This window comes from Caulobacter sp. FG121 (assembly GCF_057809815.1).
In genome coordinates this window covers 392,489-406,361 of record NZ_JBMDKR010000001.1, presented here as the reverse complement: position 1 = coordinate 406,361, position 13,873 = coordinate 392,489, and the positions used below count along the sequence as shown (strand labels likewise).

Below are 13,873 nucleotides of genomic sequence, written 5' to 3'. Positions count from 1 at the left end.
CTCCGGCTTGAGATCGGTGTTCATGGGTCGTCGGAACAAGTCCGACGATGACGGGAGGTATGTTGAACAAGAGCATCGACGCTGACGCCCTCGAACGCATCGCCGACCGGTCCTGGCCGGCGGCAGGCCGAGGTCGACTCGGCGACTGGATCGTCAACACGGATCGCGGCTTCTCCGGGCGGCTGAATGCCTGCTGGCCGCTGGGCGATCCGGGGCTGCCGATCGGCGACGCCGTCGACGCCGTCGAAGCGCGCTACGCCGCCGCGGGCCTGCCGTCGCTGTTCAAGCCGGTCGACCGCCTGTCGCCTGAGCTGGAGACCGAGCTGACCCGGCGCGGATACACGTCTCGCACAGAGACCCTGATGATGATCGGGCCGTTGCACGGCGAGGGCGGCCGGGCCGAGGTCACCGCTCATCCCGACGAACGCTTTGAAGCCGTCTTCAACGGCGCCCAGAACGATTCCGAGGACGCCGCCGAGCGGATGGGAGCCTTTCACCGCATTCCGTCGCCGCGTGGCTTTGCGGTGATCGAGATCGACGGGGCGCCCGTGGCTATCGGCGGCACGGCCATCGAGGGCGAGTGGGCCGGGGTGTTCGGCATGCGCACGCTGGCGGCCCATCGGCGCAAGGGTCTGGCAAGAGACATCCTGGGCGCCTTGTTCGCTACCGCGCGGGCGGCTGGCGCAAGCCGGGGCTATCTGCAGGTCGAGGCCGACAACGACCCTGCCGTGAGGCTCTACGAGGGCTTCGGCTTCCGCGAGGCCTATCGCTACCGCTACTGGGGTCGGTAGACCGGCGCGCGCTGCGCGATCACCACGCCCGCCAGCGTCAGCACCCCGCCGACCATCTGCAGCGGCGTCAGGGCTTCATGGAACAGAATCCATCCGGCGACCGCCGCGACCACGGGCTGGGCCAGCACCACCACCGACGCGATCGAGGCCGGAAGCCGGCCCAGCGCCCAGGCGATCGAGCCCTGTCCAGCCACATGCACGACGGCCAGGCCGATGCAGGCCAGCCAGCCGGCGCCTGACGCCGGAATGATGTCCTCGCCCATGCCGAACGCGACCACCAGCAGGACGGGCGTGCTCACCAGAGTGGACCAGAACATCGCCCGTGACGCGCCCGCGCCCTGCCGCGCCTGGCGCATGGCGAGGAAATAGAGGGCGTACCAGACCGCCGTGGCCAGCGAGAGGAGGTCGCCCAGCATCGGGGCGATGGCCTGCCCCTTGTCGGCGGCGGCGGCCATGGTCCAGGCGCCCGCGATGGCCAGGGCGAGGCCCGCAAGGAAGATGCGGCCAGGGCGTTCGCGGAACGCGAACCAGGCCACGGTCGTGACCACCACCGGCGACAGGTTTGTCAGCACCGTGGCGTTGGCCACCGAGGTCAGCTTGACCCCGTAGTGCCAGAACGACAGGTCCATGGCGAAGAACAGCCCGGCCAGCAGCATGGCGCGGGAGGGCAGGGCGCGCAGGGCGCCGCCTTCGTTGCGCCAGGCGAGCACCGCCAGCAGCGGCAGGGCCAGCAACAGCCGCCAGAAGCCCGCGGCGGCCGGGCCGGTTTCGGTCATCCGAACGAAGATCGGCGCGAAGCCGATGGCGCAAGCGCCGAACACCAGCGCTACAAGGGCCGAAACGGGCGCCTTCACGGGCGCGGCCGCCTCGGTCACCAGTCGAAGCCCAGCTCGGCCCGCAGCGCCGCGCCGGTCATCCCGGCCTCGCGCAGCGTACCCAGAGTTTCGCCGCCCTTGCGTTTGGCGAACCGCTCGCCGGTCGCCGGGTCGAGGATCAGCCGGTGATGGCGATAGGTCGGGGTCGGCAGGCCCAGCAGCGCCTGCAGCAGGCGCTGGATATGGCAGGCCTCGAAAAGGTCGGCGCCGCGCACCACGTCGGTCACGCCCTGCAGCGCGTCATCGACGACGCAGGCCAGATGGTAGGCCACCCCGACATCCTTGCGCGCGAGGACGACATCGCCGGCCAGCTCGGGCTTGGCCTCCAGGCGGCCATGCTCGCCGGCCGGTCCCTCGCCCTTTTCCTGGAATCGCAGCCCACGCAGGCTTCCGAGTTCGGCGCGGGCCGCGTCGATCGACAGTCGCCAGGCGAACGGCTTGAGCTCCGACAGCCAGCGGTCTTCCTCATTGGGATGGATCGGGCCGCCGCGGAACGGCTCGACATGTCCGTGCGGCGCGCTCAGGGCGGCCTCGGCCAGGTCCTTGCGCGTCCTGAAGCAGCGATAGACCAGGCCGCGCGCCTGCAGCTGCTCCAGGGCGGCCTCATAGTCAGCCAGATGTTCGGACTGCCGGCGCACCGGCTCATCCCACTCGAGACCCAGCCAGGCCAGGTCATCGAGGATCGCCGCCTCATGCTCGGGCCGACACCGGGTCGCGTCGATGTCCTCGATACGCACAAGGAATCGCCCGCCGGCCTTCCGGGCGGCGGCGAAGCCCTTCACCGCCGAATAGGCATGGCCGCGATGCAGCCGGCCGGTCGGGGAGGGGGCGAAACGGGTAACGAAGGAGGCGCTCACCGGCCGTCTGTAGACCGGCGCGCGCCGTTTCGCATCGTCAGTTGTTGGCGGGGGCCTCGGAAATGTCTTCCAGCACCGCGCCGGCCTTGCGGGCCGAGGCCTCCTGGGCGACGTCGCCGAGCGAGACGATGCCGGTCAGCTTGTCGGCGCCGTCGACGATCAGGATGCGCCGCACCTGCTTGTCGGTCATCTGGAAGATGACGTCGGCGATCGAGGCGTCCTCACGGCAGGTCTGCACCTCGGTGGTCATGACTTCATCGACCCGGGTGTCAAAGCTGCGCTGCTCGCCGACCACGCGCAGGACGATGTCGCGGTCGGTGATGATGCCGCGGATCTGCCCGTCCTCGACCACCGGAATGGCGCCGGCGTCCAGGTGGGTCATGCGGCGGGCCACATCGGCCACGGTATCGGAAGGCTTGGCGACCTGCGGATTGGCGGTCATCACGTCGGAGATCAGCATGGGAGAACTTTCGGCCGTTGAGGGTCAGCTGACCCAACGGCTTGCGGCGGCGGCTGTTCCGCTCTCACTTCCGCTCATCCCGGCGAAGGCCGGGATGAGCGGATTTTGGGACCGAACCCGATCAGCCCGCCTTCGCCCGTGCCGCCGGGAACATGCCCAGGTGACCCAGCACGGCGCGCAGGAAGCCCTCCTCGCCACCGAGGCCTTCCTTGAGCGGATCGAACTGGCGGAAGCTGGTCATTTCGGCCAGGCCGTGGGCGGCGCACCAGGCGGCGATGGTCGCCAGCTCGATGTCGACATCCGCCACCGTCGGCCCGGCCAGCGCGCGGAAGGTCTCGCGGACCTGGCAATAGGCGCTGTCTTCCTTGTCCTGCATGCCTTCCGGCAGCTCATCCTTGTCGCGCGAACAGTCGTACATCACCCGGTACAACGCCGGGTGCGCCCGCGAGAACTGCACATAGGCGACGCCGATCTCGGTCATCCGCGCGCCGACTTCGCTCGTGCGTTCCTTGGCGGCGGTCATGGCTTCGCCCAGCGCGTCCCATCCGACGTGGGCCACGGCTTCGAGAAGTTCGCCCTTGTCCTTGAAGTGGTGATAGGGCGCGGCCGGACTGACCCCGGCCTCGCGCGCCACCGCACGGAGCGACAGGGCGCTGGGCCCCTCGTTCTCCAGAATCCGGCGCGCGGCGTCCACGAGGGCGCGCCGCAGGTCACCATGGTGATAGGGCCGGGCTTCGGCGGTTGCAGCTTCTCTCATGGCGCTCACGTTAAATCTCTATCCGAACGCTGTAAAGATCATCTTGACGGCGTTCAGATAGGTGCTATTTAAGCATCGTTCAGATCGAACAGCCCCTCGCTCCCCCGAGGGGACAAACTGGGGGGCTCCGATCAAAACAGGGGCCCAAACTTAAGGACTGTGTGTCATGACCAATTCCAAGCTCATCAGCTTCGAGCGCTTCTTCGACCGTTCGAGCGTCGCCTTCTTCCTCATCCTCGGCGCCGCCGCGGCCGGTGCGACCCTCTTCGTCGGGGTCTAATTCCCGCAACGACCATTCGATCCCGTTACGTCCCCCCGATCCCCCGGGGCGGACGGCGGGGCCGACCTGACAAGGGCCGCGATGAGCGGCCCTTTTTCGTGGCTCGCGCCCGGCCCGTCTTGGCCCCGTCACAAAACAGGGTCTATCCTGCGAGTCGCGTTCGGGGATGTTGGCGATCCCTGATGAGGCGCGGAAAGCGAGGCGGGTCTTCAGGACGGTCGCGTATTCAGTTCAGCCGTTGTCGGCTCCCCCGTCGTCGGGGAGCGCCCGATGACGATGCAAAGGATTCAGGCGCACACGGCCAGGGTGCTGAAAGCGCCCCCGTCGGGTTTTCCCGCCCTGGTGCTGAACGCCGACTTCCGGCCGCTCAGCTACTACCCCCTGTCGCTCTGGCCCTGGCAGGAGGTCATCAAGGCCGTGTTCCTCGACCGGGTCGAGGTCATCTCCACCTACGACAAGATGGTCCACAGCCCCTCGTTCGAGATGCGGCTGCCCAGCGTGGTCTGTCTCAAGTCCTATGTCGCCCAGGACCGTCCGCCGGCCTTCACCCGTTTCAACCTGTTCCTGCGCGACAGCTTCAGCTGCCAGTACTGCAGCGCCGGCGCGGACCTGACGTTCGACCACGTCATCCCGCGTTCGCGCGGCGGCCGCACGACCTGGGAAAACATCGTCACCGCCTGCTCCCGCTGCAACCTGACCAAGGGCGGCCGCACGCCCAAGGAGGCGCAGATGCACCCGCACCGCGCGCCGCGCCGTCCTTCGATGCACGAGCTGCAGGACCACGGCCGGCGCTTCCCGCCGGGCTTCCTGCACGAGAGCTGGCTCGACTTCCTCTACTGGGACATCGAACTGGAGGCGTAGAAGGGATCCTCCCCCATCGGGGGAGGTGGATCGCCGTCAGGCGAGACGGAGGGGGTCCGTTCCGGTCTCGGGTGACCCACTCAGTCAGCCCTGCGGGCTGCCAGCTCCCCCGGTGGGGGAGCATCCACGCGGTTCCGGCTTGGGAATTGCAGGAAACCTGCGATGACTGTCCCCGCTCGCGCCATGACGGCCGGGCTTCGCGACCCGGAGCGTCCATGAAGCCCCCCATCAAACGGCTGTCCGACCTCAAGCCGGCGAGCGCGCCCGAAGCCTATGCGCCGCCGACCCCGAAGGTGTCCCGTCGCAAGCCCGGCAAGGTATTGACCGCCGCCGAGAAAGCCGCCTTCCTCGCGGCGCGCCCGGACCTCAATTCGAAGAGTTGAAACCAAACCGTCACACCGGCGTTGTGAACGGACGGCCATTCAGGGGCAGGGGGTGACCCATGAAGATTCTCGAGATCATTCGACTGCCGTTTGCCGTCGCCGGCGCCTTCGTCGGGGCGCTTGGCCTGCCGGGCTGCTGGGAGGCGATCAAGGGCTGTCTCGCCGAGGCGCGGGCGATGCCGAAGTCACAATCCGGCGTTCTGGCAAACCGCCTGTAAACCCTTTTGGCGGTAAGGTTCCGCCATGAGTACCTCGACCCTTTCTGTTGCCCCTGATCGTCGCCGCGCCGGGCGTCACCGCGCCCTGCTGGCCGGCAAACTGGCCAACGACGACGCGACGACGACGATCGACTGCGTGATCCGCAACATCAGCAATACCGGCGCGATGATCGAAACCGCGACGCCGCAGCTGATCCCCAATCGCCTGCAACTGGTGCAGGTCAAGGAAGGCACGGTCTGGGACGTCGAGGTCGTCTGGCGACGCGGCAACCGCATCGGCCTCGCGCTCGGCGAACGTCACGATCTCCGGGACACCACCGAAACGCAGCTCAAGGCCCTGCGCGCCATCTGGAGCCAGATGACGCTTCGCTGATCCTCCCCTCTCGGGGGAGGTGGCCCGAAGGGCCGGAGGGGGTCCGCCCGGATTTCGGATGACCCCCTCAGTCGTCGCTGCGCGCCGACAGCTCCCCCGATGGGGAGCATCTACATTACTGTGTCAGGCTCGGGCGGATCATAGGCGGGCGCCGGGTCCGGCTCGCCGGGCAGACCGGGGTCGTTGTCCGGCTGCGGCGGCGAATAGGGCGGCGCGGGATCGGGGTCGGTCGGTGTTCCAGGATCGGGCATGCGAGTCCAACCCGCGAGCCGCGCCGGAGTTCCTAGACCTTTTCGCTGATCCGGATCGCGGCCTTGCAGCCAAAGCGGATGAGCGCCGCCAGCACCGGATAGCCGGGCGCCTCGTGCGCGCCCTCGTCGCGGGCGATGTCCCGATGCGACAGTTCCTCGTCGCGGAATTTCGACAGTTCGGCCGCCAGGTCCGGATCGCGTCCGGCAAGCTCGGCGATCTGGCCGGCGTAGTGACCTTCGATGACCGACTCGACCGCCTCGGTGCAGGCATGGGCGGCCTTGTCGCCCATCAGGGCGGTGCCGGCGCCGAGCGCGAAGCCCGCCGCGCGCCACAGCGGCGCCATCAGGGTCGGACGCACCTTGTGCTGGTTCAGCAGGGCGTCGAAGCGGGCCAGGTGCACGGCCTCGTGCCCCTCCATCTCGGCCAGTTGGCCGGCGACCCGCTCATGGCCCCGCGCCTTGCCCAGTACGGCCTGCTGACCGCGATAGATGTGCACGGCGCCGAGTTCGCCGGCGTGGTCGACGCGCAGGATCTCGGCCAGACGCTGGCGGCTGGCGCCACGGCCGGGACGGGCGGGAACCGGGCGATCAGACACGACGCATCCTCACGGCGAGCAGGCTGTAGACAAGCAGCTTGAGAGACACCAGCGCGTTCCAGCCGGCCATCGACAGGCCGAGGAACACCCAGGCCGCCTTGTCGCAGGCCGGGGCCTTGATCGAGCCGCCCTTCATGACGGAGTCGAGGCTGGTCAGATGGGGAATGGCGCCCGAGGCGCAGGTCTTGGGTCCGGGCCAGAACTTCCATTCCGCGCCCGCGTGATAGACGGCGACCGCGACGCCCACCAGGAAGATCAACGCCAGGACCAGGCTCCCCAGCCGGCGGACCCGGTCGTCCTTCAGCAGCATCTGGCCCGCGACGGCGATCAGGCCGACGGTCAGGGCCACCCAGTAGACCTCGCGCGCTTTCAGACACAGCGTGCAGGGAGCGAGATGGCCAAAGGTCTCGAAAGCATGGGCGATGGCCAACATCAACGCCGACGACAGCGCGGCGACCAGTGGCCAGTTTTCGAGAATGCGATTGATCAGGGCTTTGAGGGCGGGAGGCATCTCAGCAGGCGCTCGTTCCGTTTCCGAGGAAGTGGCTGGCCACAAGACCTATCACGATCAGGGCGATCGCAAGGCCGGCGATCAGCGCAAGCCGGCGTTCGATGATCGGCAGCATGGCCGGCCCGAATTTCTTGACCACGCCGGCGACGAGGAAGAACCGCGCGCCCCGCGTCACGACGGAGGCGGCCAGGAATACGGGGAAGGCGAACTGGGCGAGGCCCGAGGCGATGGTCACCAGCTTGTAGGGAATCGGCGTCAGGCCCTTGATCAGGATGACCCAGACTCCGTACTTCCCGTACCAGCACTGGAACTGGGCCAGGCCGCCTTCGTGCCCGGACAGTTTCATCAGCCAGAGCGCCGCGTCCTGCAGGAAGTAGCCGATGGCGTAGCCCAGGCAACCGCCCAGCACCGACGCCAGGGTGCACAGCGCCGCATAGCGCCAGGCCTTTTCCGGCCGGGCGAGCACCATCGGCGCCAGCATGACGTCCGGCGGAACGGGAAAGAACGAGCTCTCGGCGAACGAGACCGCGAACAGCGTGGCGGGGGCGTGACGCGAGGCGGCGAGCCCCATCACCCAGTCGTAAAGTCGGCGCAGCATCCGGCTGTGCTATCAGGGACGGACAACCTTGTCTCGCGCCTGCATGGAAAAGGGATGTCTCAATGACGACTCGGACGGCGAGCTGCCAGTGCGGCGGCCTGACGGCGACCTGCACGGGGGAGCCAAACGTGGTCTCCTTGTGCAGCTGTCTGGCCTGCCAGAAGCGGACCGGGTCAGCCTTCGGGCTCGTCGCCGTCTACCCGCGCGAAGCGGTCGAGGTGAGTGGCGCATCAAGCGCCTACCATCGCGTCGCCGAGAGCGGAAACACGAGCGCGATGCACTTCTGCCCGACGTGCGGCGGGATGGTGTACTGGCTGCCTGACGCCTGGCCGGAAATCATCTGCGTCTCCGTCGGGGCCTTCGCCGACCCGACTTTCCCGATGCCGGTCCGGACGGTCTACGACGAGACCCGTCATCCCTGGATCGGCTTCGAGGCGGCTACCCGACTTTAGTTTCATCTGTTACTAACGCGCCCGAACGCGAAGGAGATCTGACGATGAACGCCCAACCCAAGGCCGACCTGTTCGACAACCCGCTCGGCACCGACGGCTTCGAGTTCGTCGAGTTCACCTCGCCCGAGCCGGAGAAGCTCAAGGCGCTGTTCGAGTCGATGGGCTTTACGGCCGTGTCGAAGCACCGCTCCAAGAACGTGCTGCGCTTCCGCCAGGGCGACATCAACTTCATCCTCAACATGGAGCCCGAGGGCCAGCCGGCGGAGTTCCGCGAGGTTCACGGCCCGTCGGCGAACGCCATGGCCTTTCGTGTGCGTGACGCCGCCCAGGCCCTGAAGATGGCCGTCGAGCGCGGCGCCAGGCCGGTCCAGGGTCTGGTCGGTCCGATGGAGCTGAACATCCCGGCCATCGAAGGCATCGGCGGCACCAACCTCTATCTGGTCGACCGCTACGGCGCGCAGGAGATCTACGATGTCGACTTCCTGCCGATCGAAGGCGCGGCGGCCGTCGAGGAAGCCAACAGCGTCGGCCTGACCTATCTCGACCACCTGACCCACAACGTCTTTCGCGGCGGCATGGCCAAGTGGGCGGAATTCTACGAGCGGGTCTTCAATTTCCGCGAGATTCGCTATTTCGATATCGAGGGCAAGGTCACCGGCCTGTTCTCCAAGGCGATGACCAGCCCGGACGGCAAGATCCGCATCCCGCTCAACGAGAGCCAGGACGAGCAGAGCCAGATCGAGGAATTCCTGCGCGACTACAAGGGCGAGGGCATCCAGCACCTGGCCTTCGGGACGGACGACATCTTCGCCACCGTCGAAACGCTGCGCGCGCGCGGCGTGAAGTTCCAGGTGACCCCGGACAGCTACTACGAGCTGCTCGACGGCCGGGTGCTGAACCACGGTGAGGACACGGCCCGCCTGAAGGCGAGCCACATCCTGCTCGACGGCGCCCCGACTGAAGGCCAGGGCCTGCTGCTGCAGATCTTCACCGAGAACCAGGTCGGCCCGATCTTCTTCGAGATCATCCAGCGCAAGGGCAACGAGGGCTTCGGCGAGGGCAACTTCAAGGCCCTGTTCGAGTCCATCGAGCTCGACCAGATCCGCCGGGGCGTGGTGAAGGCGTAGCGGTTCTATCCTCCCCGCGAAGCCGGGGAGGGGGACCGCCCGGAGGGCGGTGGAGGGGTCAGCGCGAACGCCAGCGGCCCCATCCTGAATTCAGGTTCTTCCGGCGAGCCCGGCGCTGCCCCCTCCACCATGCTCCGCATGGTCCCCCTCCCCGGCTTCGCGGGGAGGAAAGTTGAGGTGGCTGTTGTCGGTGATCGGGAGTCGAAAGGTGGATCGTATGAGACTCATCACCCTCGCCATCATGGCGCTTGCCCTCATGGCCCCCCCCGCCCTCGCCAGGCCCAAATGGGCCATCGCCATCCACGGCGGGGCCGGGGTCATCGAGCGCAAGGACATGTCGCCGGAGACCGAGGCCGCCTATCGCGCCGCCATGGCCCGGGCGGTCGCCACCGGGACCGCCGTGCTCGACAGGGGCGGCGCGGCGATGGACGCCGTCGAGGCGGTGATCCGCGAATTCGAGGATGACCCCCTGTTCAACGCCGGACGGGGCGCGGTGTTCACCGCCGAGGGAGCCAACTCCCTCGACGCGGCGGTGATGGACGGCGCGACGCTCAAGGCCGGCGCCGTGGCCGGGGTCACCCGCACCCGCCACCCCATCAGCCTCGCCCGCGCGGTGATGGAAAAGTCGAAGCACGTGATGATGGTCGGCGCGGGGGCCGACGCCTTCTCCGTCTCCGCCGGTCTGGAGCAGGTGGAGCCGTCGTTCTTCTTCACCGAGCGGCGGTGGGCCCAGCTGGTCGCGGAACTGACGGCCCAGGGCCTGCCGATTCCGCCGCGGCCCCAGGGCGCGCCGGCGCCGCACGCCTTCATCTCCATCCCCGACGATCGCAAGTTCGGCACCGTCGGCGTGGTCGCGCTGGACAGCGCCGGCAACGTGGCGGCAGGCACCTCGACGGGCGGCACCACCGCCAAGCGCTGGGGCCGGGTCGGCGACAGCCCGATCATCGGCGCGGGCACCTATGCGTCGAACCAGTCCTGCGCCGTCTCCGGCACCGGGACCGGCGAGTATTTCATCCGCCTGACGGTCGCCCGCGAGATCTGCGCCCTGGTGCAGTACAGGGGTCTGAGCCTGCAGAAGGCCGCCGACGAGGTGATCCAGACCCGCCTGACCGCCCTCGGCGGCGACGGCGGCATCATCGCCCTCACCCCCGACGGCCAGATCGCCTGGAGCTTCAACACCTCGGGCATGTATCGCACCCGCGCCGCCGAGGGACAGGCGCCGGTGATCTCCATCTACAAGGACGAGCCGTAGCCATGGCCAAAGGTAACTGGATCCCCGTTCGCGGCGCGGAAGGCCTGCACAGCAAGCAGGCGCACGCCGATCTGCCCGAAGGGACCTACGAGCGGGAGATGTCCAAGGAGGGCTTCTTCGGCCCGGCGGCGTTCCTCTACCATCGCAAGCCGCCGACCGGCTGGACCAGCTTCGAGGGCCCGCTGCGACCGCGCGCCTTTGACCTGAACGGCCTGAACGAGGCCGCGCCCTCGCCCTGGGACGCCCCGGTCATCCTGCACAACGCCGCCTGCGAGATGCGCTTCTGGAAGCTGTCGGCCGCCATGCCGGTCCTGGCCCGCAACGCCGATGGCGACCAGCTGCTGTTCATCCACGCGGGGGCTGGCGAGCTCTACTGCGACTTCGGCCGGCTGTCGTATGAGGCCGGCGACTACCTCTATCTGCCGCGTGGCACGATGTGGCGGCTCAGCCCCGCGGCCCCGACCGCCGTACTGACCATCCAGGCGACCAACGGCCACTTTACCCTTCCGGACAAGGGCCTGCTCGGGAACCACGCCCTGTTCGACCCGGCCCTGCTGGTCACCCCGGCCATGGACGACGCCTTCCGCGCTCACCAGGCGGAGGAGGGGACCTTTCCGGTCCAGATCAAGAAGCGCGGCCAGGTTTCGGTGGCAACCTACGGCTACAATCCGCTGGACGCCGTCGGCTGGCACGGCGAGCTGGCGCCGGTGAAGATCAACGTCCGCGACTTCCGGCCGCTGAACAGCCACCGCTACCACCTGCCGCCGAGCGTCCACACGACCTTCCTGGCCGACCGGTTCGTCGTCTGCACCTTCGCCCCGCGCCCGTTCGAGACCGATCCCGGCGCGATCAAGATCCCGTTCTTCCACAACAATGACGACTACGACGAGGTGCTTTTCTACCACGCCGGCGACTTCTTCAGCCGCGACGGCATCGACGCCGGCATGCTGACCTTCCATCCGAGCGGCTTCACCCACGGCCCGCACCCCAAGGCGCTGAAGAACATGCTCAGCCAGCCCAAGCCGGCGACCGACGAATACGCGGTGATGATCGACACCCGCGACCCGCTGGAGGTTGGCGAGGGCGCGGCGACGGTGGAAAATGCGGCCTACGTGGACAGCTGGAAGGCTTCATGACCGACGCGACCGACCCTGATCTGCTCGACATGGCCGAGGACGAACTGAAGCGCGCCCTGACGATCCGCTGGCGTGAGCTCGCCAAGGTCACCCCATGGGGCGATACCTTCGAGGGAATTTCGCCTGACGGGAGAAATGTCGAGGTGGAACGAAACTATCTGTGGGCGAGCGAGCCGGGAGGGGACATTCTGGTGGAGATTGCGGTGTTCGGCGGCCCCTCGCGCTATGATGCTGGGGCCAAGGTCAGCCGCCTGATCCCGAAGACCGCCTGAACGGCGGCTTGGGGATCTTCGAGGGGGTGCGAAGATGACGGATCACAGTGAGTTTCCCTGGGGGCCGCAGTATGAGCCCGGCCTGCTGACGCCGTTCGGCGTGATCGGCTGGGTCGTGGCCTCGGCCCTGCTGCTGATGCTGCTGCTGGGCATGGTCAATCCGCCGGCGCGGCGGGCCGGCGCGGCGCATCTGGACGAGATCTACAAGATCATCCTCGCCGCGGCCCGTTTCGCGCTGAAGCAGGACGAGTTCGGCATCCTGCGCGGGGCGGACGTCCTGCGCCGGGTGATCAAGACCTACCTCGGCGGCGTGCTGATGGCCGGCGGTTCGCTCGGCAAGCAGATGAAGGCGCTGAACACCGCCCTCGGCGAGAAGGACGACAAGGACAAGAAGAAGGACGACAAGCACGGCAAGGACGCCCACGGGAAGGGCGGCCATGGCGGCGGTCACGGCGGCGGACATGGCGCCCATGGAACCCCGGCGGCCCACGGCGGCCATGGCGGCGGCCACGGCGAGGCGCCCTCGGCGGTCGCCCATACGGTCCAGGGCCACAGCATCACGGTCAATGTCGGCGGCGACGGCCACGGCGGCCATGAGGAAGAGCACGAGGAAGAGGAAAAGCCCCTCAGCCTCGAGGAACAGCTCATCGCCCTGCGCAAGGCGGTCCGCGAGTTCGAGGCCTGGTGGAGCGACAAGCCGGCCCGTATGGCCGAGCTGCGCGCCGCGCACGACGACCTGACGATTCCCAAGAAACCGGACCCGGCCATGATGGCCCTATTTGAAGAGAAAAAATGAAGCTAGCGTCCCTCAAGGGTGGCCGGGACGGCCACCTCGTCGTCGTCTCCAACGATCTCGCCTGGTGCGTATCCGCGGGGGCCGTCGCGCCGACCCTCCAGGCGGCGCTCGACGATTGGGGGTACTGCGAACCCTTGCTGCGCGGCCTGGCCGAGAGCCTTGAGCATGGGTCGGTGCCGAAGGATCGCTTTCACGAGCATGACGCCGCCTCGCCCCTGCCGCGCGCCTACCAGTGGGCCGACGGCAGCGCCTATGTGAACCATGTCGCCCTCGTGCGGCAGGCCCGCGCCGCGGAGATGCCGGCCAGCTTCTGGACAGACCCGCTGATGTACCAGGGCGGCTCTGACGGCTTCCTCGGCCCCCGCGACAACATCCCCCTCAAGGACGAGGCCTGGGGCTGCGACATGGAGGGCGAGATCGCGGTGATCACGGGCGACGTCCCGCTCGGCGCCACCCGCGAAGAAGCCCTGGCCGCGATCCGGCTGGTCCTGCTCTGCAACGACGTCTCCCTGCGCAACCTGATCCCGGGCGAGATCGGCAAGAGCTTCGGCTTCTTCCAGTCCAAGCCGGCCAGCGCCTTTTCGCCGGTCGCGGTGACGCCGGACGCGCTCGGCGACCGCTGGAAGGACGGCAAGCTCCATGGCGCCCTGGAGGTCGAACTCAACGGCAAGCCGTTCGGCGAGGCCGACGCCGGGGTCGACATGACCTTCGACTTCGGGACCCTCATCGCCCACGCGGCAAAGACCCGCGCGCTGGGCGCAGGCACGATCATCGGCTCGGGCACGGTGTCGAACCGCGACGCGGACGGCGGTCCAGGCAAACCGATCAGCGACGGCGGGTTGGGCTACAGTTGCATCGCCGAAGTGCGCACTGTGGAGACGCTGCTCGCCGGAGAGGCGAAAACGCCTTTCCTGCGCCACGGCGACACGGTCCGCATTGAGATGCGCGACGAGAAGCGCCACTCGATCTTCGGCGCCATTGAACAGCAGGTGGCCGCCGCCTGAGCCGCCGGCTGATGGGAAGGAAG

20 protein-coding genes are annotated in these 13,873 nt (G+C 68.1%); 12 read left to right on the top strand and 8 right to left on the bottom strand.

The window, feature by feature from the left end:
* Window positions 1–59: 59 nt before the first annotated feature.
* Entirely contained in the window at window positions 60–791 is a 732-nt protein-coding gene (locus tag ACODSL_RS02160; protein ID WP_488898982.1) for a GNAT family N-acetyltransferase, read from the top strand.
* Here the strand turns inward: ACODSL_RS02160 and ACODSL_RS02155 are convergent.
* From ACODSL_RS02155 to ACODSL_RS02140, 4 genes are all read right to left on the bottom strand, one after another.
* On the bottom strand, window positions 776–1,666 hold the full coding sequence (locus ACODSL_RS02155; protein WP_488898981.1) for a DMT family transporter: 891 nt from the start codon (window positions 1,664–1,666) through the stop codon (window positions 776–778). The two genes, ACODSL_RS02160 and ACODSL_RS02155, sit on opposite strands and share 16 nt — an antisense overlap.
* Window positions 1,663–2,523 (bottom strand): tRNA glutamyl-Q(34) synthetase GluQRS, encoded by an 861-nt coding sequence (gene gluQRS / locus ACODSL_RS02150; protein WP_488898980.1) that lies wholly within the window; start codon window positions 2,521–2,523, stop codon window positions 1,663–1,665. The genes ACODSL_RS02155 and gluQRS overlap by 4 nt, the downstream gene beginning before the upstream one ends.
* Before the next feature lie 37 nt (window positions 2,524–2,560).
* On the bottom strand, window positions 2,561–2,983 hold the full coding sequence (locus ACODSL_RS02145) for a CBS domain-containing protein (protein WP_488898979.1): 423 nt from the start codon (window positions 2,981–2,983) through the stop codon (window positions 2,561–2,563).
* A gap of 121 nt (window positions 2,984–3,104) precedes the next feature.
* Window positions 3,105–3,740: a TetR/AcrR family transcriptional regulator gene (locus tag ACODSL_RS02140; protein WP_488899721.1), complete on the bottom strand. Its 636-nt coding sequence runs from the start codon at window positions 3,738–3,740 to the stop codon at window positions 3,105–3,107.
* A 556-nt stretch (window positions 3,741–4,296) separates the two neighbouring features.
* Here ACODSL_RS02140 and ACODSL_RS02135 point away from each other — a divergent pair.
* The 4 genes from ACODSL_RS02135 (at window position 4,297) to ACODSL_RS02120 (ending at window position 5,855) form a co-directional block, all read left to right on the top strand.
* Window positions 4,297–4,881 carry an HNH endonuclease gene (locus tag ACODSL_RS02135; protein ID WP_488899720.1) on the top strand — a complete coding sequence of 195 codons (585 nt, stop codon included), beginning with the start codon at window positions 4,297–4,299 and terminating at the stop codon, window positions 4,879–4,881.
* Window positions 4,882–5,096: 215 nt separating this feature from the next.
* Window positions 5,097–5,264, top strand: coding sequence for a hypothetical protein (locus ACODSL_RS02130; protein ID WP_488898978.1), 168 nt, complete (start codon window positions 5,097–5,099; stop codon window positions 5,262–5,264).
* 59 nt (window positions 5,265–5,323) lie between these two features.
* Entirely contained in the window at window positions 5,324–5,482 is a 159-nt protein-coding gene (locus ACODSL_RS02125) for a hypothetical protein (protein WP_488898977.1), read from the top strand.
* 25 nt (window positions 5,483–5,507) lie between these two features.
* Window positions 5,508–5,855, top strand: a complete 348-nt coding sequence (locus ACODSL_RS02120; protein WP_488898976.1) for a PilZ domain-containing protein — start codon at window positions 5,508–5,510, stop codon at window positions 5,853–5,855.
* A 110-nt stretch (window positions 5,856–5,965) separates the two neighbouring features.
* On the opposite strand, the gene ACODSL_RS02115 is transcribed toward ACODSL_RS02120, so the two are convergent.
* From ACODSL_RS02115 to ACODSL_RS02100, 4 genes are read right to left on the bottom strand one after another with little or no spacing between them, the layout of a single operon-like run.
* Complete coding sequence (locus ACODSL_RS02115; protein ID WP_488898975.1) at window positions 5,966–6,106, bottom strand: hypothetical protein; 141 nt, start codon at window positions 6,104–6,106, stop codon at window positions 5,966–5,968.
* A 32-nt stretch (window positions 6,107–6,138) separates the two neighbouring features.
* Window positions 6,139–6,702 (bottom strand): demethoxyubiquinone hydroxylase family protein, encoded by a 564-nt coding sequence (locus ACODSL_RS02110; protein ID WP_488898974.1) that lies wholly within the window; start codon window positions 6,700–6,702, stop codon window positions 6,139–6,141.
* Complete coding sequence (locus ACODSL_RS02105; RefSeq protein WP_488898973.1) at window positions 6,695–7,213, bottom strand: disulfide bond formation protein B; 519 nt, start codon at window positions 7,211–7,213, stop codon at window positions 6,695–6,697. Before ACODSL_RS02105 ends, ACODSL_RS02110 begins: the two co-directional genes overlap by 8 nt.
* Before the next feature lies 1 nt (window position 7,214).
* Entirely contained in the window at window positions 7,215–7,811 is a 597-nt protein-coding gene (locus ACODSL_RS02100) for a YqaA family protein (RefSeq protein WP_488898972.1), read from the bottom strand.
* A 62-nt stretch (window positions 7,812–7,873) separates the two neighbouring features.
* Here ACODSL_RS02100 and ACODSL_RS02095 point away from each other — a divergent pair, with 62 nt between their 5' ends.
* The 7 genes from ACODSL_RS02095 to ACODSL_RS02065 all read left to right on the top strand — a co-directional run bounded on the left by ACODSL_RS02095 (window position 7,874) and on the right by ACODSL_RS02065 (window position 13,850).
* Entirely contained in the window at window positions 7,874–8,263 is a 390-nt protein-coding gene (locus ACODSL_RS02095; RefSeq protein ID WP_488898971.1) for a GFA family protein, read from the top strand.
* A gap of 44 nt (window positions 8,264–8,307) precedes the next feature.
* Window positions 8,308–9,390 carry a 4-hydroxyphenylpyruvate dioxygenase gene (gene hppD, locus ACODSL_RS02090; protein ID WP_488898970.1) on the top strand — a complete coding sequence of 361 codons (1,083 nt, stop codon included), beginning with the start codon at window positions 8,308–8,310 and terminating at the stop codon, window positions 9,388–9,390.
* Between the two features lie 217 nt (window positions 9,391–9,607).
* Window positions 9,608–10,642 carry an isoaspartyl peptidase/L-asparaginase family protein gene (locus tag ACODSL_RS02085; protein WP_488898969.1) on the top strand — a complete coding sequence of 345 codons (1,035 nt, stop codon included), beginning with the start codon at window positions 9,608–9,610 and terminating at the stop codon, window positions 10,640–10,642.
* A gap of 2 nt (window positions 10,643–10,644) precedes the next feature.
* Window positions 10,645–11,778 carry a homogentisate 1,2-dioxygenase gene (locus ACODSL_RS02080; protein ID WP_488898968.1) on the top strand — a complete coding sequence of 378 codons (1,134 nt, stop codon included), beginning with the start codon at window positions 10,645–10,647 and terminating at the stop codon, window positions 11,776–11,778.
* Complete coding sequence (locus ACODSL_RS02075) at window positions 11,775–12,050, top strand: hypothetical protein (RefSeq protein WP_488898967.1); 276 nt, start codon at window positions 11,775–11,777, stop codon at window positions 12,048–12,050. Before ACODSL_RS02080 ends, ACODSL_RS02075 begins: the two co-directional genes overlap by 4 nt.
* A gap of 34 nt (window positions 12,051–12,084) precedes the next feature.
* Window positions 12,085–12,846: a hypothetical protein gene (locus tag ACODSL_RS02070; RefSeq protein ID WP_488898966.1), complete on the top strand. Its 762-nt coding sequence runs from the start codon at window positions 12,085–12,087 to the stop codon at window positions 12,844–12,846.
* Complete coding sequence (locus ACODSL_RS02065; protein WP_488898965.1) at window positions 12,843–13,850, top strand: fumarylacetoacetate hydrolase family protein; 1,008 nt, start codon at window positions 12,843–12,845, stop codon at window positions 13,848–13,850. The genes ACODSL_RS02070 and ACODSL_RS02065 overlap by 4 nt, the downstream gene beginning before the upstream one ends.
* Window positions 13,851–13,873 lie beyond the last annotated feature (23 nt).

Bases quoted from the DNA above. Each gene is read 5' to 3' on its own strand.
- ACODSL_RS02160 (WP_488898982.1), top strand. From the start codon at position 60: ATGTTGAACAAGAGCATCGACGCTGACGCCCTCGAACGCATCGCCGAC.
- ACODSL_RS02145 (WP_488898979.1), bottom strand. From the start codon at position 2,983: ATGCTGATCTCCGACGTGATGACCGCCAATCCGCAGGTCGCCAAGCCT.
- ACODSL_RS02140 (WP_488899721.1), bottom strand. From the start codon at position 3,740: ATGAGAGAAGCTGCAACCGCCGAAGCCCGGCCCTATCACCATGGTGAC.
- ACODSL_RS02135 (WP_488899720.1), top strand. From the start codon at position 4,297: ATGCAAAGGATTCAGGCGCACACGGCCAGGGTGCTGAAAGCGCCCCCG.
- ACODSL_RS02130 (WP_488898978.1), top strand. From the start codon at position 5,097: ATGAAGCCCCCCATCAAACGGCTGTCCGACCTCAAGCCGGCGAGCGCG.
- ACODSL_RS02125 (WP_488898977.1), top strand. From the start codon at position 5,324: ATGAAGATTCTCGAGATCATTCGACTGCCGTTTGCCGTCGCCGGCGCC.
- ACODSL_RS02120 (WP_488898976.1), top strand. From the start codon at position 5,508: ATGAGTACCTCGACCCTTTCTGTTGCCCCTGATCGTCGCCGCGCCGGG.
- ACODSL_RS02115 (WP_488898975.1), bottom strand. From the start codon at position 6,106: ATGCCCGATCCTGGAACACCGACCGACCCCGATCCCGCGCCGCCCTAT.
- ACODSL_RS02105 (WP_488898973.1), bottom strand. From the start codon at position 7,213: ATGCCTCCCGCCCTCAAAGCCCTGATCAATCGCATTCTCGAAAACTGG.
- ACODSL_RS02100 (WP_488898972.1), bottom strand. From the start codon at position 7,811: ATGCTGCGCCGACTTTACGACTGGGTGATGGGGCTCGCCGCCTCGCGT.
- ACODSL_RS02095 (WP_488898971.1), top strand. From the start codon at position 7,874: ATGACGACTCGGACGGCGAGCTGCCAGTGCGGCGGCCTGACGGCGACC.
- hppD (WP_488898970.1), top strand. From the start codon at position 8,308: ATGAACGCCCAACCCAAGGCCGACCTGTTCGACAACCCGCTCGGCACC.
- ACODSL_RS02085 (WP_488898969.1), top strand. From the start codon at position 9,608: ATGAGACTCATCACCCTCGCCATCATGGCGCTTGCCCTCATGGCCCCC.
- ACODSL_RS02080 (WP_488898968.1), top strand. From the start codon at position 10,645: ATGGCCAAAGGTAACTGGATCCCCGTTCGCGGCGCGGAAGGCCTGCAC.
- ACODSL_RS02075 (WP_488898967.1), top strand. From the start codon at position 11,775: ATGACCGACGCGACCGACCCTGATCTGCTCGACATGGCCGAGGACGAA.
- ACODSL_RS02070 (WP_488898966.1), top strand. From the start codon at position 12,085: ATGACGGATCACAGTGAGTTTCCCTGGGGGCCGCAGTATGAGCCCGGC.
- ACODSL_RS02065 (WP_488898965.1), top strand. From the start codon at position 12,843: ATGAAGCTAGCGTCCCTCAAGGGTGGCCGGGACGGCCACCTCGTCGTC.